Here is a 21,474-nt window from a genome sequence, read left to right on the forward strand (position 1 = left end):
ATAAGGCATTTGGTTAAATAAGACATCTCCACACTAAGCTAACACAAATCAAAGCCGCTACCAATCCAAATATGCGACAAGATATGCTAAGCGATGTCCACGTTTGGACAATTACAAAGTAGGTAATGATAAGCAAGAGCTCGTGATCAATGCACAGGAGGAATACACAGCGTTATGAAAAGAATTTTGCAACATACAACCCGAACGGCCGTTTGCTTCGTTCTGCTGGCTGCATCCATTGGCGGTCCTGCCGGCGCGCACCCCGTTCAAGAAGCGGCACCGACCGTCGTTCAAGTGAAACTGCTTGGAGCAGCCGGCACCGAAGTCGGAATGGCATCCTTAACTCAGAAAAACGATGCCGTCGTGCTGCACGTAGAAGCCAAAAACTTGCCCCCGGGTGTCCATGGCATTCATTTTCATGAAACCGGGAAATGCGAAGCGCCTGACTTTAAGACGGCAGGCGCACATTTCAACCCGCAGACCAAACAGCATGGATTTAACAATCCGAAGGGGTTCCATGTTGGGGATTTACCGAATATCTCCGTAGCTGCGGATGGCTCGGTCAAAGTAGATATCGAGACAAGAATCGTTACGCTAGCGCCGAACCAACCTAATTCGCTCCGGAAAACAGGCGGAACTGCGCTTGTCATTCATGAGAAAGCCGATGATTACGCAACCGACCCATCCGGAAATTCAGGAAATCGCATTGTATGCGGAGTCATACAATAAAGCAATCGTGTTGCCATCCATGGCCATGACTTCGTATATCGCGAGGATCATGGCCATTTACAACCGGTCTTGTCATACGTTAAATTGAAACATGGAGATGGACTTATAGATCTTATATAGAGAGCAGCTAAAGGAGCCACCAAACTGATGTTAACGAAAGAATTATCGCCGCTTGTACAAGCTTTGGACCTTAAACCGCATCCGGAAGGCGGCTGGTACAAAGAATTGTGGAAAGCCTCCTTCGAGATTCCGCAAGCTATTCTGGGAGAACGCTATTCCGGCGCACGGTTTGCCGCAACATCCATTTACTTTGTTCTGCATCCGGAAGAAACCTCAGACTGGCATACGGTACTGTCGGATGAATTGTGGCTCTGGCATTCCGGCAGCCCGCTTCTGCTCCGCTTAGGCGGTACGGGAGAGAATCCGGAGAAGACCGAAGACATTATTATCGGACCGGATATCGCGAAGGGTCAGCGCCCTCAAGCGCTGGTTCCGGCAAATGTATGGCAGATGGCCAAGCCGCTCGGCGATGAGCCCGTCTTTGTATCCTGTGTTGTCGCACCGGGCTTTCATTATGATGATTTCACGCTCATTCAACGCACTTAAACCCTACATTATTAAGCAAGAGGCCAATCAGGATGTTCCTGATTGGCCTTTTCTCATTGTCAATGGGAAATGAATGAATGTTTTCTAATCATATTCTAACAATTACAGTGAAAGCGTTCGTAATGCAGAGTTTTCCTCCACATTGGTAAGTAGTGGTTTTTCTAGCTGTGATATAGTGGTCTCCAGGTGATCACGACATCCAGTAATCACACTATACTCTCAATTAATAGGAGGAAGTCATGAATAACACAACAAACAAGCGTATAGGTAGAAAACTAGCAGGTGTAGCACTCAGCCTATCTATCGCTTTTGCCGGAAGCATGCTTCTTACGCCGAAGACGACTCACGCTGCATCCGACTCCGTCGTTGCGAGCAACATCATTAATAAGGGCAAACAATATATGGGCGTACCTTACAAATTCGGTGCCAAATCCGGCATTACGAGCGCATTTGATTGTTCGTCATTCGTGCAATATGTTTATAAAAAGAATGGCATCAGCCTTCCGCGTTCGTCGAGACAGCAAGCGCTTAAAGGAACCCGGGTTCTGAAAAGCAACCTGAAAAAGGGCGATCTTATTTTCTCGGATACGAATCGTGACGGCAAAATCAATCATGTCAGCATCTATATCGGCAACGGCAAAGTACTTCAAACGTACCGCGTTGGAATCGGCGTTACCATTTCCACATTCAAAGGCAGCATTTGGGACAAAACATTCGTAACGGCTCGCGATGTCATTTAAGTTCCGTTTCGTGCAGGGCATCTAGGTGCTCTGCACGTTTTTCGTTTCGTTGGGCAAGCGTATATACAGGCTCCCCTTGGTCTCCATACACTAGAAGCTAATAGAGTATTCGCGTGTAAGGGGGGTTCAAACAATGAAACTGGATATCGGTTGCGGCGCCAATAAACTCCCGGATTGCTATGGGATTGACCGTTATGCACTGCCGGGTGTCAATCTGGTCAGCGATCTGAATACCGAGATTCCGTTTCCCGATAATGCCATCGATTTCATTGCCGTGAGCCGCATGCTGCCTTACGTAAGCGACCTAAACTTCACTCTGCGTGAAATCTACCGAGTCAGCGTTCACAAGACTGTAGTTTGTTTGCTGTGCCCGTACGCGCATAATTTTCGACACAGCTCTAATCCCTTCTTAAAGCATCGGTTCGATGAACACACGCCTCGTTATATGACGGCCTCTTTCAAACAACCTCCCGGAAGTCCGATCTGTCCTCCCCTATCGCCGTACAGCTATGTCACGCCTCCTCCTTATGATTTCAGGCTGCTTCGCATGGAGCTATTCTATCAAGCCCCTTATCTAACCGATCTCTATGAACCCGATGAGCTCGAAGTACTCAAAGAGCTGCAAGCTAACGTTGTAGATGAGATTCTGTATTATTATGTCGTCGTGAAGGCGCCACTGACGGATGAGGAATGGTTAGCGCTGTGTAATGAAGTTCACCCTGAGCCGCATGCCGTAACCATGCTTCGTAGCATAGCCCCTTAAGCAGGTGCATATGTTTGAGTTAGTGTGCAAACTGCATCGAATTTGAAAAAGGCAATCCTAAGGGGGGGGCGAGGAGCATTGCACTAGTAGTTCGGGCTACCCTCAATGCTACCGGCGCGATTACCTTCACCGGTAATACGCTCGGTCTAAGCCGTTCCACGGTGGAAGGGGTTCCCGGTACCCAAGACAGTATCGGCGCATTCGTCACGACCAATACAGCAGTTCGGTTCGGTACCTATCCCTTTGGAACGACCAACAACTATCTGCTCAACAACTCATCTGCCATTCTTGTGCTGCCGGCAGGCAGTACTGTGCTGTATGCGGAATTGATCTGGGGCGGCACCTATATCGTACCCGGCGTCAATTTATCGGCGGCCATCAACAATCCCGTTACGCTTACATTGCCGAACGCGACGAACGTCAGCATTACACCTGACGCGGCAACCGCAAATACATTCGATCTCGGCAGCGGCGCATTCGGTTATACGCGATCCGCTAACGTGACCTCGCGAATCACGACAGGCGGAGCCGGTACGTATACAGTAGGAGCCGTTGTCGGTACCATCACGGTTACGGATCCAACGGCTAACCATGCTGGCTGGACACTCGCAGTGATCTATCAGAATCCCACTTTGCCCTTCAGAAACATGTCACTTCGTGTTGGAGCCGTACTTGTTCAATCCACCTCTGCCCCGGTTGTAACGACGATAACCGGATTCGCCACGCCTGTCACCGGCGCGCTAGGCGGCAGAGCGCTTTTCAGCGCCCAGGAAGGCGATGCGAATCGCACAGGCGACCAGGCGCTATTCGGGCCGACAACCGGCACACAGGTTGCTTTGTCCGGAACCAACAATTTCGCCAACAATTTTTTCGCGTCTCAGATAAATGACGATACCGGCGCGCTGAATACAACCGGCACATTCGGGACACGAAATCAGATTAACGGAGCTCCGGGCTCGAACATTACCGGCGGACGGCAAGGCTGGGACATCACGAATGTCAATGTTTCGGCCAACCTTGCGAACAATCAATCCTCGGCAGTATTGACGCTAACCACTTCGGGAGACGCCTACGTCGTCAATGCCAACGCGTTACAGATCAATATCAATGCGCCTAACATTTCAACAACGAAGAGCGCAAACGTTACCGGAACCGTCATTGGCGATACGATTACGTATACAGTCACGGTCAGCAATACCGGTAATGCGAACGCGGCAAGCGTCGTCGTATCAGACGCCATACCAACAGGTTCCACTTTTGTTGCAGGCAGTGTGGTCGTAGCCGGTGTAGCCAAACCGACTTTCGATATCGTTGCCGGCGTGCCGATAGGTTCCCTTGCCCTGAACAGCTCCGTAACCATTACATACAAAGCCAAGGTCACCTCTCTGCCGAATCCGCCCCAAATTCCAAACGTCGCCAAAGCCGCCTTCACCTTCCAAAGTGTCGCCGGCGGGGACGTTATTAGCGGTGTCATTCCTTCGAACACGGTGTCAACACCGGTCTACTCACCTGTGCTTACCCTTACGAAGAGCGCGGATACAACGAATGCCGCTGTCGGTACAACCGTCACGTATTCGGTGCTGATTGCGAACTCCGGCAGTATCGGCGCGACAACCACGTTCACGGATAATATTCCGGGCAGCACGACCTTTGTCCCGAACAGCGTAACTGTAAACGGAGTGACCCAGCCAGGGGCTAATCCCGTTATCGGTGTTCCTATCGGAATCGTGCCTCTTGGCGGTTCAACGACCGTTACCTTTCAAGTCATCGTCAATTCGCTGCCGACTCCCGTGCAGCCGCAAATTTCGAATCAGGCAGCTGCAGCCTATACCTACTCGCCGCCTGACGGAAGCGGCAGAACGCTTAGCGGATCGGCCACGTCGAATACGCTTGTCATTCCTGTTTCACTGCCGAATGTGAATGTGGTGAAGAGCTCGAATCGCACCGCAACGACAGTCGGCGATACGATCCAATTCTCGACCTTGATTTCCAACAACGGCGTTGCCGCCGTTTCGAACGTCGTATTCAGTGATCCTATACCGGCCGGGACCAGCTTCATCGATGGATCGGTCACGGTAGGCGGTGTCGCCAGGCCAACCGCCAATCCTGCCGGCGGTATTTCAATCGGCACCATTGCATCCGGCGCATCCGTAAACGTCGTCTTCCAGCTCAATGTCACATCGCTTCCATCACCTGCCCAAATCGATAACCGTGCTACGGTATCTTACAGCTCAGGCACATTTAACGGTTCGTCCCTATCAAACACCATATCCGTTCCGGTCTATCAACCGATTATCGCCGTACAGAAAGCGGTAAACTCGACTCGTGCAACGGTCGGCGATACATTAACGTATTCCTTCGCCGTCCAAAATACCGGTAATTTCGGCGCGCAGCTTACGTTGACCGATACGCTGCCTTCCGGAACGACATATGTCGCAAACAGTATTACCGTCGATGGTTCTCCACGTCCGGGTTCAACACCGCAAACCGGAATCCCGGTCGGGCCGGTGCCTGCAGGGAGTACAGTGAACGTCGTCTTTCAAGTCGTGCTTCAATCTCTGCCTAATCCGCCTACGCTGACGAACTTCGGGACGTATACGTATACGTACACCCTTCCGGACAGTCGTGTGTTCAACGGCAGCGGCAGCTCGAACACGGTGTCAATTCCCGCTTCAGCGCCTAACGTAAGCATCAGTAAAGGCGCTGATTTCTCGGAAGCGACCCTGAACGATGAAATTACGTATACCATCATCGTCTCTAACAACAGCATCGTTCCTGTCAATCAAGTATTCGTGTCCGACCCCATTCCGGACGGCTCACAATTTATAGCCGGCAGCGTGACCGTCGGGGGCATTCCGTCGCCAAGCGCAGATCCCGCGGCGGGTATTCTGGTTGGGACACTTGCGCCGTCTGCAATTTCGATTATCAGCTTCCGGATTCGCGTTACGTCGCTCACGACTTCTGCCATCTTATCCAATCGAGCTGCAGTCAACTATACGTCCGGTGCATTTATGGGAACGTCCTTTTCCGATACCGTGAATATTCCCGTATATGCTCCGATACTCGCCGTTTCCAAGAGTGCCAATTCCGCTGCTGCTACACTTGGTGATGCGGTCGTCTATACGCTTCAAATCAACAACAGCGGGAATATCAGTGCCGATGTTACACTGACGGATAACATCCCGGCAGGGTCGACATTCGTTGTGAACTCCGTAATTGTAAATGGGACTCCTCAGCCGGGCGTTGATCCGGTTACAGGCATTCCCAGCGTCATTGTTCCTCCTCTTCAAACGTCCGCGGTTACATTTCAAGTATCCGTCGATTCGCTTCCTAGCCCGCAGCAGCTTGTGGACCAAGGAACGGCCTCGTATACCTATACGCTTCCCGCCGGACGCGTGGTTAACGGTTCGGCAAACTCGAATACGGTAACGATCCCGGTATCCGCGCCGAATGTGTCGGTTGTGCTCAGCACGCCTGCTACAGATATCACGACAGGCGATACGATTCTGTACGCCGCCGTCATTACGAACAACGGGATTACGAACGTCAACAACATCATCTATGTCGGTACGCCCATCCCAGGCACTGCCTTCGTTCCGGGCAGCGTGACAGTGAACGGTATTGCACTTCCCCAGGCGGATGTGACCGCTGGTATTCCGATCGGTTCCCTGGCACCAAGTGCCTTCGCAACCGTGACCTATGAGGTGAAACTAATCATGCCTGTGTCCGATCAAATTGTTAACCAGTCGACAGTAAGCTTTACATCCGGCAGCTTCTCGAGCACATCATCGTCCAACGTCGTAACGACTCCGATTACGCAGCCGCAAATCAACGTGGTTAAATCGGCGGGCACCAGCTCTGCCACAGTAGGCGATACCATCGTATACACGATTGCGGTTAGCAATACCGGCAATCTGCCTGCCACCGTAACGGTAACCGATACGATTCCGGCGAATACGACTTTCGTAGCTAACAGCGTCATCGTCGCCGGCATTCCGCAGCCTAGCGCGACGCCTTCCGGCGGAATAAATGCGGGCACGGTTGACGTGAATCAAACCGTCTACCTCATGTTCTCCGTCGTCATCGATTCGCTCCCCAATCCGCAGCAAATCGTCAACCAAGCGACGGCTACTTATCAGTTCACCCCGCCGGACGGACGTTTGCTGACAGGAACGTCATTATCGAATACGCTCTCGATATCCGTATCTTCACCGAATGTAAACGCGTTTAAGTCCTCGACCGCAACGTCTGTCTCGATCGGAGATACGATCCCTTATGTCGTGCTCGTATCCAATAACGGGATCGCACCGATCACAAATACGGTATTTATCGATGGTATCCCTAGCGGCACCGTATTTGTAGCAGGAAGCGTAGCCATCAATAGCGTCCCCGTTCCCGGCGCGAATCCGGCGCTGGGTGTAAATGTAGGCACGATCCCAAACGGCGGCTCGGCTACCGTGACATTCAATCTGCTGGTCGTTTCGGTGCCAACGCCTCCGTTTATATCTAACCAAGCTACTGTAACCTACACTTCCGGCGCATTCTCCAGCTCTTCCTTCTCCAATGGCGTAGACATTCCTGTCTATCAGCCGGTCATCAGTGTTGTAAAAAGCGCAAGCACGACTAATGCTTCCGTTGGCCAAACCGTTATCTACACCATGGCTGTCACCAACTCCGGGAACTATGCCGCGTCCGTCATTCTATCCGACCCGACACTCGCGCCCGAGCTTTCTTTTGTTCCTAACAGCGTTATCGTCGGAGGTTCGCCGCAAGCTGGCGTGGATCCGATTACCGGTATTCCCGTCGGTGTCGTACAGCCAGGGGCTACAGTGAATGTCACCTTTACGGCGGTTATCACATCTTTGCCGCCAACGCAGCAATTGTCCAACCAAGCGACGGCTGCATACAGCTATACGCTGCCTGACAGCCGTACACTTAACGGCTCATCGGTTTCCAATACACTGTCCTACCCGGTATCCTCTCCGGATGTCGATGTCGTGAAGAGCGCTACGCAGACTGCCCTCACGGTCGGCGATATTCAAACGTACAGCATTCTTGTGACCAACAGCGGGATTGCCACGGTCGATAATATTATCTTTGCGGATCCGATCCCGTCGGGAACCTCCTTCCTATCGGGCAGCGTCACCCTTAATGGAGTGCCGCTTCCGAACGCGAATCCGGCAGCCGGCTTCTCGCTCGACCCGATTGCAGCCGGCGCTTCAGTCACTGTCGCCTTCAGCGTAACCGTGACCGCCGTTCCGGAAGGAGAACTGGTCAGCAACCGCTCATCGGTAAGCTTCACCTCCGGCGTATTCTCGGCGGTTACGTTCTCGAATACTGTCACGACGCCTGTTTATCAGCCTGTTATTACGCTTGTAAAGTCGGCTAACACTTCGCTCGCCAGCGTCGGGAACACGGTCGTCTATCGGGTCAACGTAACGAACAGCGGAAACTATCCGACAACCGTCACAATCACGGATCCTACTCCAACCGGCACCTCTTTGGTACCAAACAGCGTCATTGTCAGCGGTGCTCCGCAAGCAGGCGCGGATCCGGCGGCCGGTTACAGTATCGGCGTCGTTGCACCGGGAGCGACCGTGCAGACGACATTTGAGTACACCATCAACACGATGCCGCCTAATCAGCAATTGACCAACCAAGCGACGGCCAGCTATGCATTTACGCTGCCGGATTCCAGATCGTTCATACGCTCCGCGGCGTCCAATACGCTTACGATTCCGGTCACATCGCCTAATATAAGCATCGTGAAGAGCACGTTGGCCACGGATGCGATTCTCGGGGATGTGATTACCTATTCGAATGTCGTCACAAATACCGGCATTGCGAACTTGAACAGTGCCGTTCTGTCCGATCCGATACCTGCAGGCACGACCTTCGTACCTGGTTCGGTGCTCGTAAACGGCGTGCCGTTTCCGAATGCCAATCCGGCATCGGGTATCGCGCTTGGCGTCATTCCACCGTCAACCTCAGTTACCGTCACCTTTAACATTACGGTGAATTCAATTCCGGCGGGCGGCCAGTTAAACAACCAATCCACCGTGTCCTTCACATCGGGCGTCTTCTCCGGCACGGGATTGTCGAATGTCTTGACGACACCGGTCTACAATCCGATCATGTCTGTCGTGAAGAGCGCAAGCACGGCGAATGCTACTGTCGGAGATACCATTACGTACTCCTTGCTCATCTCGAATACCGGTAACCTGGAAGCTACCGTTACCTTGTACGATACGATTCCGACCGGGGCCGAATTCATACCGAACAGCGTCGCGATCGGCGGCGTTCCGCAGCCGGGGGCGGACCCTGTAACAGGCATTAATGTCGGCGTCGTACCTGCAGGTGCATCCGTTCACGTGCTCGTTACGCTGCAGGTTACCGTCGAAGCCCTTCCTTCTCCGCAGCAACTCGCCAACCAAGCGACGGCCGCCTATTCGTTCTCGCCGCCGGATGGCCGTATTATTAATGCCACGGTTAACTCGAACACCGTCATCATTCCGGTTTCCTCACCGGATGTATCTGTAGTGAAGAGCAGCAACGCCATCGATGCCGTTGTAGGCGATACCATTTTCTATACCATTACGGTCACGAATAACGGCCTATCGCCGGTTAATAATGTCACCCTGGTTGACCCGCTTCCGCCAAGTGCTAGCTTCATCCCTGGAACGGTCACCGTCAATGGAGTACCGATGCCTGCCGACAGTCCGAATACGGGTATCCATATCGGCTCAATCGCGGTCGGCGCGGTATCTACCGTTCAATTCCAGGTGCAGGTAGTATGATGGCAGTTCCGGACCCGCCGCAGACGATTCGCAACCAGTCCGTCGTGTCCTTCTCTTCCGCCGGCGCAACAAGCTTCTCGTACTCGAATATCGTCAATACCACTGTGAATGGGCCGGTCATCTCCGTTGCATTGTCGACGACTTCGACGCAAGCAGGTTTGACCCTGCCGGTTACGTATCAGATTACGGTCACCAATAGCGGGAATCGCTCCGCAAATGTGACCGTGTATGACCTATTGCCGCCGGGTACCGTGTTCGTGGCCAACAGCGTCATCGTCAACGGTTCACCTGTACCCGGCGTAACACCGGATGGCGGCATTCCGCTCGGAGATGTCAGTCCGGGCAGTACGATAACGATTTATTTTCAACTGCTGCTTGTTTCCGCGCCGCCTTCCGGCCAGCTCGATAATCAAGCGACGGCATCGTATTATTTTGAAACGACCGATGGTCGAACGATTACCGGCTCCGAAAGCTCGAACGTCGTAACGCTGCCCGTTACGGTACAGCAAGTCAGTCTGCTAAAAGGCGTGAATACGGCCTATACGTACTCCGGCGATATGCTGGTTTATACCACTACGGCTGCGAATGAAGGAACGGAGCCGATGCGGCAGAGCGTGCTGTATGATGCACTGCCGAAAGGAACGCTGTTTGTTCAGGGGAGCGTCACCATTAATGGTGTTCGCTCTCCATCGGCTTCACCTATTACCGGAATCACACTGGGACTCATTCAGCCCGGTGTATCCTTCGTAGTGACATTCAGCGTCATCGTATTGGATGTTCCCGTCCACACCCAGTTAGCGAACAGTGCGGAGTTGAGGTTTCAATTCGGCACTTTCGACCAATCCGTAACGTCCAATACGGTTTCTTCCCTTGTATCCGGACCTGCTCTGTCGGTCCATAAATCCGCAAGTTTATCGCAAGCTACCGTTGGTCAAACCATACGATATTCGATCACGATCTTTAACAGCGGTACAACCGGCGCCGAAGTTACCGTACGCGATGCGATTCCTGCCGGAGCCCTCTTCGTGCAAGGCAGCGCTGAAGTGAACGGTCGTCCGCTGCCCGGCGCGAACCCGGATGCCGGAATCCAGCTGGGTTTGGTGCAGCCCGGTGTGCAATACGTCCTATCCTTCCTGGTTACCGTTACGCGATCAGGCAATCAATCGGAGCTAATCAACAGGGCTACCGTGGAGTATTCTTTCCGTCTTCCGAGCGGCGTTCTCGTTACGGATGCGGTAACAACCAATGATGTTGTTACTTCCGTCGTCGTGCCGGTTATACGAGCGGAGCTGAACGCAGCGCCGCCTCTCGTTGGACCGGGCGAATATATCGCGGTTTCCGTAGCGATTACTAATACGGGGAATTACGCAGCCGCCGTAACGCTGTTCGCACTCATCCCTGACGAAACTAGTATCGAAATTGCGAGTATACGGATCAATGGCGTCGAGGTTCCCTTCACGCCGGGGGAAGGGCTGCCGATTGGCATACTGGCACCGAACCAGACGATCATCGTTCAGTATCGTCTGCGATTGACCGCGCACCCCCTTCAAAATCGCCTGCGGTTCCGCGTGCTTGCGCAATTTAGTTACGAAGTTAATGGTGAATGGTTCACCAGCTCGGTTTATTCCAACGAGGTTACGATTGTGATCGAAACCCATGAAGAGTAACACGCCGCAAGGCGATCAGATCCCGAAACGGAAATAAAGGCTCTCTGCTCATTCAATTGCTGAGCGGAGAGCCTTTATTGTTGTTTGCGTTATGCCCGGTATACATAGGGGTCTTGCGGTTTGGGGATTGTCTTCCACTCCGTCACTCGCAGCATCGGAATCGTTTGCTTGAATGGCTGATAGAACGACGATGTTAAGGTGCCGGTCACTCTTACCCACTCATCGTTATGAAAGGCGGCTGTGTCGGAAGGGAAATCGACGAGCATTCCGAAGACGCCTGAGTCCGCAACGCAATGAATGAATCCGAAGCGGAAAACGAAATAATGATTCGCTTCCGACTGCTCCCCCGTATAGACGAACCCGTCAAAGCTGATCTTCCGGCCGATAAACGCATCGGGGAAGTTATATATGGCTTCCAGTCCCTTCAAGTAGTTGGTATCGGTCAGTCCTACCTCCTTCAAAGGCAGGAATTCTTGAAGCTCTTCGCGTGACACCTTCGCATAACCTTGTTTGCCGTAGAACACACTGGAATCAGGCTTTAGAAACTGATGGAAGCCGGGATTATCGGCGGATGCGTCGAAATTCGGAAACGAGAAGCCCTTGGCCTTCACGAAACTGGAATCCAGCGTTTGGACTGGCAACAAGAATCCGGTCAGCAGCGGAAAAATCAAGATACTGTATGAAACCATACGTTTCCAACGTATCGGCTGTTCATGCGAATGGCCAAAATGATCATGATGCGCATGCGATTCGTCATGGCGCTCATGATGCGTATGTGAATGGACATTGCCGTGTGCGTGGCCGTGTTCATGGTCATGCTCATGGTTGTGCTCATGGTTGTGATCGCGGCGCTCCTCCTTCGACTTCCGCTTGTGCTCATCCCTTTCCTTCCTATACAGCCTCACAAACTCGAATAGAAACAGAATGATTAACATGACGATCGCGCTTTGGGTCAAATACGCATATTTCAGATTAATGTATTTATTCAAATTGCCGCCGAGGTGCATCATAATAAACAAGCATGCGAATCCGGCAAGCACATATAAACGAATCATCCCATCAACCTCCCCACGAGCAATGACGAAGCCAGCGTGCATGCCGCAACCAATGCAATGAGAACGAGCACGAATTTCCCGCGGAAAACAGCCAGCAGCATAAGCGTGTTCTTAATGTCAATCATGGGCCCGAATACGAGAAAAGCAGATAACGAACCGATGGAGAACGTACTGCGAAACGATGATGCAATGAAAGCATCGGCTTCCGAACACAGCGACATGATGAATGCCAGTCCAATCATTACCAAAGAGGCCGTGATCGGCGTGCTTCCGATATGCATCAACGTGGACGTCGGAATGAAGGTTTGCATCGAAGCTGCGATGAATGCACCAAGCACCAAATATTTACCGACGGAGAAGAACTCGTCAATGGCGTGCAGCATCACATCGTATAATCGTGAACGCATCGGCACTCTAGCGCGCTCGCCGGCTAACGATTCCGCACCTGCTGCGATTTCAGCACTCGCCCCCTCCATTCCTCTAAGCGGAAGCTTCGGATACAGATAGGAGATGACGATCGCCGTCACATAGGCGACAACGATAGCCATTCCGCCGCGAATCAGCACCATGTTCCAATCGTTCCCGAATGCGATGTAGGTCGCGAACAACACAATCGGATTAATGATCGGCCCCGTCAGCATGAACGCAATGCCCGCGTGCAGCGGTACACCCTTGCGAATCAGCCGCCTTGTAATGGGGACTATACCGCATTCGCATGCCGGGAAGAACAAACCCACTCCGCATCCGATTAAAGAAGCCAAATAACGATTACGCGGAAGGATTCGTGCGATCAACCTTTCAGATAGAAATGTCTGGATTAGTCCGGAAATGATGACACCGAGCAGGATAAACGGAATCGCTTCCATGATCATGCTTAGAAAGATCGTATTCAGCTGTAGAAAAGTGACCACAGGCACCTCCTGCTATGTACCGAACAATCGGTTATTCGGACTCCATTATCTATCAATTTGGCTCAAAATGCCAGAATCGCGATCAAAGCGATAACTTCGCGCTTCGCAAGACAGCATGGCCCTATTCTGTTACAATGAAGGACGACAACAATGCAGCGGAGGTTTCATCATTGGACTACATTATTCTAGACATCGAGTTTAACGGACGCAAATTCGCAAGCGATTTGCCGATGGAGGTTATCGAAATCGGAGCGGTCAGATTAGATGCGGCCTTGCAGCCCATTTCTGAATTCTCCGCTTTGGTCAAACCGGTTTATTTTGCCAAGCTTAACGAATTCATTAAGAAGAAAACCGGCATTCCGCAAGAAGGCATCGATGCGGCAGAAGGCTTCCCGGCCGTCGTTGGCGACTTTATGAATTGGCTTGGCGCGAACGAGAACTTCCTGTTCGTCACTTGGGGCGGCGAAGATATGAAGCGCATCGTGTTCGATACGCGCATGCATAACTTGGACGATGCCTATTGGCTTGCGGTCAATTACTTCGATTTGTTGAAAGGTTATATCCGTTACAAGGATGTCACGAACGATGTGAGTGTGGAAACGGCCTTGAACGAGCTTGGACTTGGCGGCGAAGAGAATAATGCCCATCGCGCGTTAGAGGATGCACGAATGACGGCGGACATCTTTCGCGCTGTATTTGAGCATATGGATTTCGAGCGGATTCAGCAGTTCAAGGACGTCTATTCCAACGCGAAGGAACGCAAAATCGTCAAGAACGCGATCCGCATTATCGCATCCCAGAAAGTGACGCCGACTTGGGCGATGATCGTAGAGCATGTGCTCAGCGGCAAGGTTACACTCGAGGACCCGCGTAAAGTTGCCGAGCTGGAAGCTTATTTCGATGCAGAAATGGCCAAAGGACCACGCAAAATCCGCAGCAGCTCAACCAAACCGGAAGTAAGCGAGTCTGGCGAATCCGGCAGCAACAGCAGCAGTGAAACGACAACCGAAGTGTAACAGGAACATAAAAAAAGCTTGGTGCGCGCAATGCAAGTCGATTGCGCCGCTCACCAAGCTTTTTCTTATAACTTACGATAATAATGGAAGTACACTTCGTCCTTCTCATAGCCATTGCGCCCATAAAGTCGCTGCGCCACCTTGTTATCAATAGCCGTGGACAATTCGATCCCTTTGGCCTCGGTCTGCTCACCGTACTGTTTCGCCGCATCAAGCAGCAGCTGGCCGGCACCGAAGCTTCGACACGCTTCCGAGACATACAAATCATTGAGAATCCACGAACTCTGCATGGAGATTGAGGAGAAAGTCGGGTACAGCTGCGTGAATCCGATCAATTGATCCTCGCTCTTCGCGACAAATATGACCGATTGCCGATGAATGAAGCGCTCCTTCAGAAATTGCAGTGCGCCTTCAAGGTCTGCAGACTGGCCGTAAAATTGCCGGTATTGATCAAATAAGACAGCTAACTCCGGAAGGTCTTGCATCGTCGCTTGGTACGTTAGAATGGTACGTATCATGGCACATTCCCTTCATGCCCCGCAAGTCTGCGCTTACATCAAACTCGAAGCCGCAAGCGCCAGTTCCCTGGCTACTCGCTCCCAAATCACGTCGATCATGACCACAAGGTTAGAGCCTCGAATGGGATGAATGTATGGCGCTTCTTTGCGGAAATAGTGTTGATGCCCCCCGATTAACGGAAGCGGAATAATATGTTTCGGAGCATATTTTACACGATTCCAGTACCACATGCCATACCGGTTTCGGCTAATGCCGCCCCAACTGCCCAGCCGAGTTATTAAATCGGCACACGCACCCTTCTCGTTTACCGCCACGACATAATGTACTTTACTGATGTAGTCCGTTGCAATCGGCATCTTGGGCGAACCTACCTGCACAACTCTCCAATCCGGAATCACGCCTTCTTTATGCAGCATAACTGCCGCTTGGTAAGCCGCAACGCCTCCTCCGCTATGCCCAATGAACAGCACGGGCTTGCCTGCGGATTGCGTGCGCACCTGTCCCGCGACGGCGCGAGCACCAAACTGTACGGCACGTCGAAACCGGTATAGATCCTTGCGTACCTTCATCAGCTGCTGAAAGAAATTGTGCGTATGATCGCCATATGGGAATAATTCCCTGATACTCGAAGCTTTGCCGGCTTCGGCATATCGCTGCTGCAGCTCCTTCACACATTCCGCAAAAATCGTACGACTCGAGCCTATGCCCGCCAATAAGTAGACATCCCAATCCAAGGTAACATCTGCCTGCATGCTGTTGTCACCGCCCTGTTGTGTTGGCCGATTAAGCTAGTACGACCGTCAGCACTTAGTATGCGGCGGTGAATACGTTGTCATTCACTGCTGCAAACGTTAAGATATTATATTCGAAACCTGCGGAGTCGTTTCTCATTTTCAAGCAATTGAAGCACATGACCGATGGCTACTTGACCATAAAAAAGAGTTATGCGGCAGCCATAGCATGCCAACATAACCCTTGAACCTTGTTATCGTGTATTTAATTGCTTCCTCTGGGCCAGGAGCTGCTTATACTCGGCATCCAGTTCCGTATAACGGCTGTCGGTTGGCTTGAGCAAACTGAATTCGCCAAGAAGAAAGGCGATCCGATTCGCGATTACCATCTTCTCCTCCTCCAGCTGCTGCTTCGCACCTTGGTCATCGTTTTCCGCAGCCTTCATGCTTTGCGGCTTCTCGCGAAATGCCTCATAGCCGGATTCGATCCGCTTTATTCCGCCATCTTGGAATACGAGCAGCTTCGAGCAAATCTTATCCATCAGATACCTGTCATGAGAGACTACAATCAGCGTGCCCCGATAGTCCGATAGCGTTGCTTCCAGCTGCTCACGGCTGGTCAAATCCAGATGATTCGTCGGTTCATCCAAAATCAGCAGATCCTGCTCGCGCATCATGAGCTGGGATAGCTTGATGCGCGTTCGCTCCCCGAGACTTAACTGAGCGATCGGCTTCTGCAGCATGGAAGCATCAAAGCCCATATTGGCCAGCATCGTCCGCGCTTTCCCGACATCGCTGCGAATTTCATGACTGTCTTGAAGCAGTTCCAGGACGGTGCGGCGCTGATCCAGATCCGTTACATCCTGCGTTAAATAAGCGACCTTTGCAGTCGGGCTGATCCACAGCTGGCCGGTATCAACGGCTTTCTGACCAAGCAGCATTTGAATGAGCGTCGTCTTCCCGCTGCCGTTTGGTCCTAGCAAGCCGATCTTCTCTCCCCGCTGCAGATAGAACGAGCTGTCTGCAAAGAGCGATCTGCCGCCATACGATTTACCGATCCGCAGCGCCTCCACGATGCGGCGTCCGCGTTTCTCCGGCTGGTCCCAGCCGAAGGACACCTTCGCTTCCTCTACCGGCTTCTTCACGCCTTCCAGATCAATCTTCTCCAAACGGTGCAATCGCGACTTGATCTGCTTATCCATAGCTTTGGCCTTACTGCGGTAAAACTCTTTCACGCCGGTGCGCATTTCAGCCATTTTCCCGACCTTGCCTGCTTCGCGATGCGCTTTATCGGACCAATTCTTCAGCCGATTGATTTCCGCTTCGATCTTCTGCTCGTACTTCTGCTGCTCTTCAAACTGATGCAGCTGGCTCTGGAAGCGGTGTGCCTTCTCCTCCCGATAGAACGTATAATTGCCGGGGAAGGACGTCGAAACGCCATCTTGCAGCTCGATTATCCGGTCAACGGTCTGATCGAGGAAATAACGGTCATGCGAGATGACGATCGTCGTCCCGCTGTATCGTCTCAGCTCCTGCACAAGCCAATCGACGCCGTCAAAATCCAAATGATTCGTCGGTTCATCGAGCAGCAGAATGTCCGGCTTCGAAGCCCAGATATGGGCAATGGCCAGCTTTGTTTTCTCGCCTCCGCTTAGTCCGGCAAGACGTTCGCCGTCCCATTCCTTCACCTTCTGCAAGCCCAGATGGCTTGCCGTTTGCAGGAATTGCTCGGTTTCGCGCGATTCCGCTGCGGGATCCATCATTTGGCTGAAGGTATTGACCGTATACGAGGTCGATTGCAGCAAATACCCGATCCGCAGCTGATCCTTATGGAACGTAAGCTTGCCTTCGTCAGGCTGGATGCTGCCGAAGATCATATTGGCCAACGTGGTTTTACCTGCGCCATTCATCCCGACCAAGCCCACTCGTTCTCGGCTTGCCAGATCGGCGTCTACCTTCAGTAGCACATCTGTATCGCCGAAGCTCTTCTTAATTCCGCGTAATGTTAATAATGTCATACCAATCACCACTTTTAGTTTAGTTGAACAACTGACATGGGCGATGATTGTCGAAGACAACAAAAAAACCGCAAGGCACGCCTGCGGCTAAGGATATGCGGATATAGGGATAGCGTGAAAATACCTCAAGAAGACGCCAACAATTGGCATCCAATCAGGCAGAAGGAGTCGTCTCCTATAGACACACGTAACCTATTCCGCTCCGCGCACAGGCTGAGCTCATCTCTTATCGTCATTTTCGAAAATCATGATCGACAGAAAATTAGGTCCACATGATGTCTAATTGGATACCTCCTAGAACTTTCAAGATACTCCATTATAGCATGGCGATGTCGCGCTTGCACCTCTCTATATCCAAAAAAATAAGTTTAGTTCGTGAAAGCGGTGAAGTTAAAGCTCTCTGGTCCTACACGAATTGTACCAACGGCAGACGTCTGGATCCACACAGAGTAAGCCTGGTTCGCAATATTAGGCGCGTTGAAATCCGAGCCGGAGAACGAGATCAGCTGTGGTCCGAGGACGCTCAGCGAAAGGTTTGACGCAGCCGAGAAAACGTTGACATCTCCTGCTGTCAGACCTCTTGTTACGAAGACTGTTACCGTCGTCAAAAGCGGAATAAGCGGCAATTGAACCGCTGCAACGCCTGTAAATTCGACCCGTGTTTGCCCGGCTACGCCTGCAGATAAATCAAGGGTTTGCTGAGCAATCAAGTTTGGCGTGTTGATGACCAAGATCGGAACGTTAATGGAGTTGGCATAACTCGCATTTTGTGATGTTTTCGAATCTAGCAAAATAGCAGCCATAATACATCACCTCCTTTATGTATTCATATGTAAAGTAGAATAATAAAGTTTGGACATGTGGTCTCTTGATCCAAATAATTCCATAGAAAATAAAAGCTCCCGTCTAATTTCCAGACAGGAGCTTTTATTTGCATTTAGCTTTTGTTATTCCGCCAGTCCATCTTGCTGTTGTTCAGCAGATACTCGAAGTCGTTCTCTTGCCGTTTCTTCTCGGCCGCGCGTGCTTCTTCTTCCTGCTTGCGAAGGTCTGCCTTACGCTTCTCTTCCGCATTCTTCATTTCCTGAGCGGCGCCTTTGAGCTTATCCAGCACGTCCGGTCGCAATAGATCCTTCAGTGTCGCAGGCTTCTCCTCATTGGATTGCTTATTCTGCTGCTGCTGCGAATGGGAAGCGGGTTTGTACTTTGCTTTCTTTGCCATCGTGATCACCTACCTGGGAACATTATAGCAAGTCATAGCGCTTCGTTTCCAGTACTCTGGTTCATCGGCTCTTCTAGCAGAAGCAACACTCTTCCAGCCACTAGTAACGTTGCTCAAGCTTCATCGACTTCCAAACAATTACAGACACAAGCCAAGCAATAGCGAACAAGGCGACTAAGAAATAACCGAGGTCTCCCAAATCAAGCCTGCTAACCCATTGCAGAAACGGAGCCTGCAGGTTCAGTCTCTCCGTCATAATTTGCAGCAGCTCCACCATGCCGATTAACAACGCCGAAATAACCGATACGCTTGTGACGGTAACGTTATAGAACATTTTCCGAAGCGGGGTGTTGAACGCCCAGCGGTAAGCTTTTGTCATAAACATGCCATCCGCCGTATCCAGCAAACTCATGCCGGAAGCGAATAACAGCGGCAGCGCGAGAATGCCGATAATAGACACGGAGCTCTGCGCCGCTCCGGCGGATATGGCCATCAGCCCCACCTCCGTTGCGGTGTCGAAGCCAAGCCCGAACAGGAAGCCGAGCGGATACACATGCCAGCTGCGGGTGATGAGACGAAACAGCGGCTTAAACATCCGGGAGAATAAACCTCGAGCCTCTAACAGCTCTTCCAGTTCATTCTGATTATGCTTGCCGCTGCGCATGCTGCGAAACAACTGAAACAAATTAATGAGAACGAGTAAGTTGATAATACCGATCAGCAGCAGGAAAATACCCGAAACCGATGTGCCGATCAGCTTGCCCGTATGCTGCAAGAACGGCATTTCGTTCTGAATCCATTTGACCGAGAGGGCAATAGCCAACACCATCAAGAATACGACCGACGAATGGCCAAGCGAGAAATAAAAGCCGACGCCGAGCGGATTACGTTTCTGCTGAACCAGCTTTCGCACCGTATTATCGATTGCCGCAATATGATCCACGTCGAACGCGTGACGCATGCCAAGCGTATAGGCCAATAATCCGAGACTCCAGAAGCCGGCATCGGCACGCACCGCCACCATTAACCCCATGAAACCCAGGAGATGCAGAGCCAAGACGACGATGATGTAGCCTGCCCACGTTTTGCGCTGTTTCCAAAGTTCTTGCATTCGTCTTCCCTCCACTTCGCCATGTCAGATAAACTAACAAGAATATGTGAATTCATTATAAAAGGAACACCTTGGAAAAGCTATACTAAAATACGAAACATTCAAAAAGGAGTGCTTCTGCTGTTGTCAGCTCGCACTCCCACCTATGTCTTATTTATTTACTTATGCAACTTCGCTCCATTTAGAAGCTGTCTGCGTGTCCACTCGTTGGACACGACCGGGTCTTCGTCTGCGGCAAGGCGGTTATACAGGCGTTTCCTAAGATCAACCACCACGTCTGCGTGTTCTGATTCCCCAATAAGATTAATTAACTCCGCCGGATCAGACTGCATATGATAGAGCTCATCCGTATCGGTTAAGTTCCAAATGTATTTCCAGGTTTGCGTGCGAATCATACGCTGCGTATACAGCCCAAATTGCTGACCATTATAGGAAGCTACGATCTCTTCCCGCCAGCCGGCGCCTTGCGGCGCACTGACATGCAACAGAGGTACGATGGATTGGCCATGAAATTTGAAAGGCGGATTATCGGTAACGCCGGCAAGCTCCAGCACGGTTGGACCCAGATCGAGCAAGTTATAGACAAAATCATCGTTTGCGGCGCCGGCTTGCAATTGGCCCGGCCAAGAAATCATTAGCGGTACGCGCACCACATCGTCATAGAGGATGTAATGCTTATCCATCATCCGATGAGAGCCGCACAAATCGCCATGGTCAGCCGTGAAAATAACGACGGTATTCTCGGCAGCGCCTTTCTGCTCAAGCGCCTCAAGGATTCGGCCGATCGCCTCATCCAGTTGGCTGATGATCCCGTAATAACGAGCAACTACAGGTGCCCAGTCGTCCCAAGTGTAGTTCTCTACTCCCCAGCTGACAAGCTGCTGCTGCTGGATATAGGGTTTGCCTACAAACGTTTCGCGAAAACCGTGCCATTCCGGAATCTCGTCCGGGTCATACATGTCAGCAAACCTGCCGGCAGGACGGCATGGCAGATGCGGCTCTGCGAAGTGGACCGCCACATGCCATGGCTCCTCCCCGGCGTTCAGCTGATCGATCGCTTCGATGGTTCGATCCGCGAACCAATGCGTTTCCGAATCCGCAAGCGGAATCGGATTGGTCTCGCCGAAATAGCCGTTCGTATAGGCTAACTCCGGATAACGTTTCTTCCGGAACTCCCTGTACGAGGATTCACTTACATAAGAGTCATAACCGAAAGCGGTGGGATCTTCGCTCGGATTGACGCCCCATTTGCCGAGAAATGCAGACCGATATCCCTTCTCCGCAAGTGCCGCACTCCACGAATACTGCTCCGGCTGCAGACAACCAACCGGCAGAAACGCATTATAATTCCACAGAGCGCCGATTGTTTCGGCCCTTCTGCCATGCAGCATCGACTGTCTGGCTGGGCTGCAAACCGGTATATGCGAGTAGGCATGGTGAAACACGGTGCTTTGCGCCGCAAGCCGATCCAGATTCGGCGTTTGGACGGGATAGACGCGGCTGTAGCCGACACAATCATAACGCAATTGGTCGGCTGTAATGAGCAATATATTGGGAGGGCGCTGTACCATTACGGTTGTTGTCTCCTC

Annotated in this window: 16 protein-coding genes; 7 read left to right on the forward strand and 9 right to left on the reverse strand. The window is 51.7% G+C overall.

The window, feature by feature from the left end:
* The first annotated feature begins 174 nt into the window (after positions 1 to 174).
* From BM412_RS09970 to BM412_RS09995, 6 genes are all read left to right on the forward strand, one after another.
* Entirely contained in the window at positions 175 to 729 is a 555-nt protein-coding gene (locus BM412_RS09970; protein WP_091217007.1) for a superoxide dismutase family protein, read from the forward strand.
* Positions 730 to 876: 147 nt separating this feature from the next.
* Positions 877 to 1,335: a cupin domain-containing protein gene (locus tag BM412_RS09975; protein WP_091217009.1), complete on the forward strand. Its 459-nt coding sequence runs from the start codon at positions 877 to 879 to the stop codon at positions 1,333 to 1,335.
* A 239-nt stretch (positions 1,336 to 1,574) separates the two neighbouring features.
* Positions 1,575 to 2,075 (forward strand): C40 family peptidase, encoded by a 501-nt coding sequence (locus BM412_RS09980; protein ID WP_091217012.1) that lies wholly within the window; start codon positions 1,575 to 1,577, stop codon positions 2,073 to 2,075.
* 133 nt (positions 2,076 to 2,208) lie between these two features.
* A complete protein-coding gene (locus BM412_RS09985; RefSeq protein WP_091217014.1) occupies positions 2,209 to 2,838 on the forward strand; it encodes a methyltransferase domain-containing protein in 630 nt (209 codons plus the stop codon).
* A 161-nt stretch (positions 2,839 to 2,999) separates the two neighbouring features.
* The gene (locus BM412_RS09990; RefSeq protein ID WP_256256225.1) at positions 3,000 to 9,635 is read left to right on the forward strand and encodes a DUF7507 domain-containing protein; all 6,636 of its coding nucleotides are present in this window, start codon (positions 3,000 to 3,002) and stop codon (positions 9,633 to 9,635) included.
* Positions 9,632 to 11,302, forward strand: coding sequence for a DUF11 domain-containing protein (locus BM412_RS09995; protein ID WP_091217019.1), 1,671 nt, complete (start codon positions 9,632 to 9,634; stop codon positions 11,300 to 11,302). Before BM412_RS09990 ends, BM412_RS09995 begins: the two co-directional genes overlap by 4 nt.
* 89 nt (positions 11,303 to 11,391) lie before the next feature.
* On the opposite strand, the gene BM412_RS10000 is transcribed toward BM412_RS09995, so the two are convergent.
* The gene (locus tag BM412_RS10000; protein ID WP_177245746.1) at positions 11,392 to 12,357 is read right to left on the reverse strand and encodes a TIGR03943 family putative permease subunit; all 966 of its coding nucleotides are present in this window, start codon (positions 12,355 to 12,357) and stop codon (positions 11,392 to 11,394) included.
* Positions 12,354 to 13,229 carry a permease gene (locus tag BM412_RS10005; protein ID WP_371264807.1) on the reverse strand — a complete coding sequence of 292 codons (876 nt, stop codon included), beginning with the start codon at positions 13,227 to 13,229 and terminating at the stop codon, positions 12,354 to 12,356. Before BM412_RS10005 ends, BM412_RS10000 begins: the two co-directional genes overlap by 4 nt.
* A gap of 53 nt (positions 13,230 to 13,282) precedes the next feature.
* Between BM412_RS10005 and BM412_RS10010 the strand changes: the two genes are divergently transcribed.
* Positions 13,283 to 14,284: a 3'-5' exonuclease gene (locus tag BM412_RS10010; protein WP_256256226.1), complete on the forward strand. Its 1,002-nt coding sequence runs from the start codon at positions 13,283 to 13,285 to the stop codon at positions 14,282 to 14,284.
* A gap of 65 nt (positions 14,285 to 14,349) precedes the next feature.
* Here BM412_RS10010 and BM412_RS10015 read toward each other — a convergent pair whose 3' ends face one another.
* The 7 genes from BM412_RS10015 to BM412_RS10045 form a co-directional block, all read right to left on the reverse strand.
* Positions 14,350 to 14,790 (reverse strand): GNAT family N-acetyltransferase, encoded by a 441-nt coding sequence (locus tag BM412_RS10015; protein ID WP_091220321.1) that lies wholly within the window; start codon positions 14,788 to 14,790, stop codon positions 14,350 to 14,352.
* Positions 14,791 to 14,835: 45 nt separating this feature from the next.
* Positions 14,836 to 15,555, reverse strand: coding sequence for an alpha/beta hydrolase family protein (locus BM412_RS10020; protein WP_091217026.1), 720 nt, complete (start codon positions 15,553 to 15,555; stop codon positions 14,836 to 14,838).
* 233 nt (positions 15,556 to 15,788) lie between these two features.
* The gene (gene abc-f, locus BM412_RS10025; RefSeq protein WP_091217029.1) at positions 15,789 to 17,552 is read right to left on the reverse strand and encodes a ribosomal protection-like ABC-F family protein; all 1,764 of its coding nucleotides are present in this window, start codon (positions 17,550 to 17,552) and stop codon (positions 15,789 to 15,791) included.
* 368 nt (positions 17,553 to 17,920) lie between these two features.
* Positions 17,921 to 18,355, reverse strand: a complete 435-nt coding sequence (locus BM412_RS10030; RefSeq protein ID WP_091217031.1) for a hypothetical protein — start codon at positions 18,353 to 18,355, stop codon at positions 17,921 to 17,923.
* A 134-nt stretch (positions 18,356 to 18,489) separates the two neighbouring features.
* Positions 18,490 to 18,774, reverse strand: coding sequence for a YqkE family protein (locus tag BM412_RS10035; RefSeq protein ID WP_091217034.1), 285 nt, complete (start codon positions 18,772 to 18,774; stop codon positions 18,490 to 18,492).
* 100 nt (positions 18,775 to 18,874) lie between these two features.
* On the reverse strand, positions 18,875 to 19,885 hold the full coding sequence (locus BM412_RS10040) for a HoxN/HupN/NixA family nickel/cobalt transporter (protein ID WP_091217036.1): 1,011 nt from the start codon (positions 19,883 to 19,885) through the stop codon (positions 18,875 to 18,877).
* Between the two features lie 158 nt (positions 19,886 to 20,043).
* The gene (locus BM412_RS10045; RefSeq protein WP_091217038.1) at positions 20,044 to 21,456 is read right to left on the reverse strand and encodes a sulfatase family protein; all 1,413 of its coding nucleotides are present in this window, start codon (positions 21,454 to 21,456) and stop codon (positions 20,044 to 20,046) included.
* Positions 21,457 to 21,474: the final 18 nt, after the last annotated feature.

It is taken from the genome of Paenibacillus sp. BC26 (genome assembly GCF_900116125.1).
GTDB classification, from domain to species: Bacteria; Bacillota; Bacilli; order Paenibacillales; family Paenibacillaceae; genus Paenibacillus_Z; species Paenibacillus_Z lignilyticus.

Bases quoted from the DNA above. Each gene is read 5' to 3' on its own strand.
- BM412_RS10000 (WP_177245746.1), bottom strand. From the start codon at position 12,357: ATGATTCGTTTATATGTGCTTGCCGGATTCGCATGCTTGTTTATTATG.
- BM412_RS10035 (WP_091217034.1), bottom strand. From the start codon at position 18,774: ATGGCAAAGAAAGCAAAGTACAAACCCGCTTCCCATTCGCAGCAGCAG.
- BM412_RS09980 (WP_091217012.1), top strand. From the start codon at position 1,575: ATGAATAACACAACAAACAAGCGTATAGGTAGAAAACTAGCAGGTGTA.
- BM412_RS09975 (WP_091217009.1), top strand. From the start codon at position 877: ATGTTAACGAAAGAATTATCGCCGCTTGTACAAGCTTTGGACCTTAAA.
- BM412_RS09970 (WP_091217007.1), top strand. From the start codon at position 175: ATGAAAAGAATTTTGCAACATACAACCCGAACGGCCGTTTGCTTCGTT.
- BM412_RS10045 (WP_091217038.1), bottom strand. From the start codon at position 21,456: ATGGTACAGCGCCCTCCCAATATATTGCTCATTACAGCCGACCAATTG.
- BM412_RS10010 (WP_256256226.1), top strand. From the start codon at position 13,283: ATGTACCGAACAATCGGTTATTCGGACTCCATTATCTATCAATTTGGC.
- BM412_RS10030 (WP_091217031.1), bottom strand. From the start codon at position 18,355: ATGGCTGCTATTTTGCTAGATTCGAAAACATCACAAAATGCGAGTTAT.
- abc-f (WP_091217029.1), bottom strand. From the start codon at position 17,552: ATGACATTATTAACATTACGCGGAATTAAGAAGAGCTTCGGCGATACA.
- BM412_RS10020 (WP_091217026.1), bottom strand. From the start codon at position 15,555: ATGCAGGCAGATGTTACCTTGGATTGGGATGTCTACTTATTGGCGGGC.
- BM412_RS10040 (WP_091217036.1), bottom strand. From the start codon at position 19,885: ATGCAAGAACTTTGGAAACAGCGCAAAACGTGGGCAGGCTACATCATC.
- BM412_RS10005 (WP_371264807.1), bottom strand. From the start codon at position 13,229: ATGATCATGGAAGCGATTCCGTTTATCCTGCTCGGTGTCATCATTTCC.
- BM412_RS09995 (WP_091217019.1), top strand. From the start codon at position 9,632: ATGATGGCAGTTCCGGACCCGCCGCAGACGATTCGCAACCAGTCCGTC.
- BM412_RS09985 (WP_091217014.1), top strand. From the start codon at position 2,209: ATGAAACTGGATATCGGTTGCGGCGCCAATAAACTCCCGGATTGCTAT.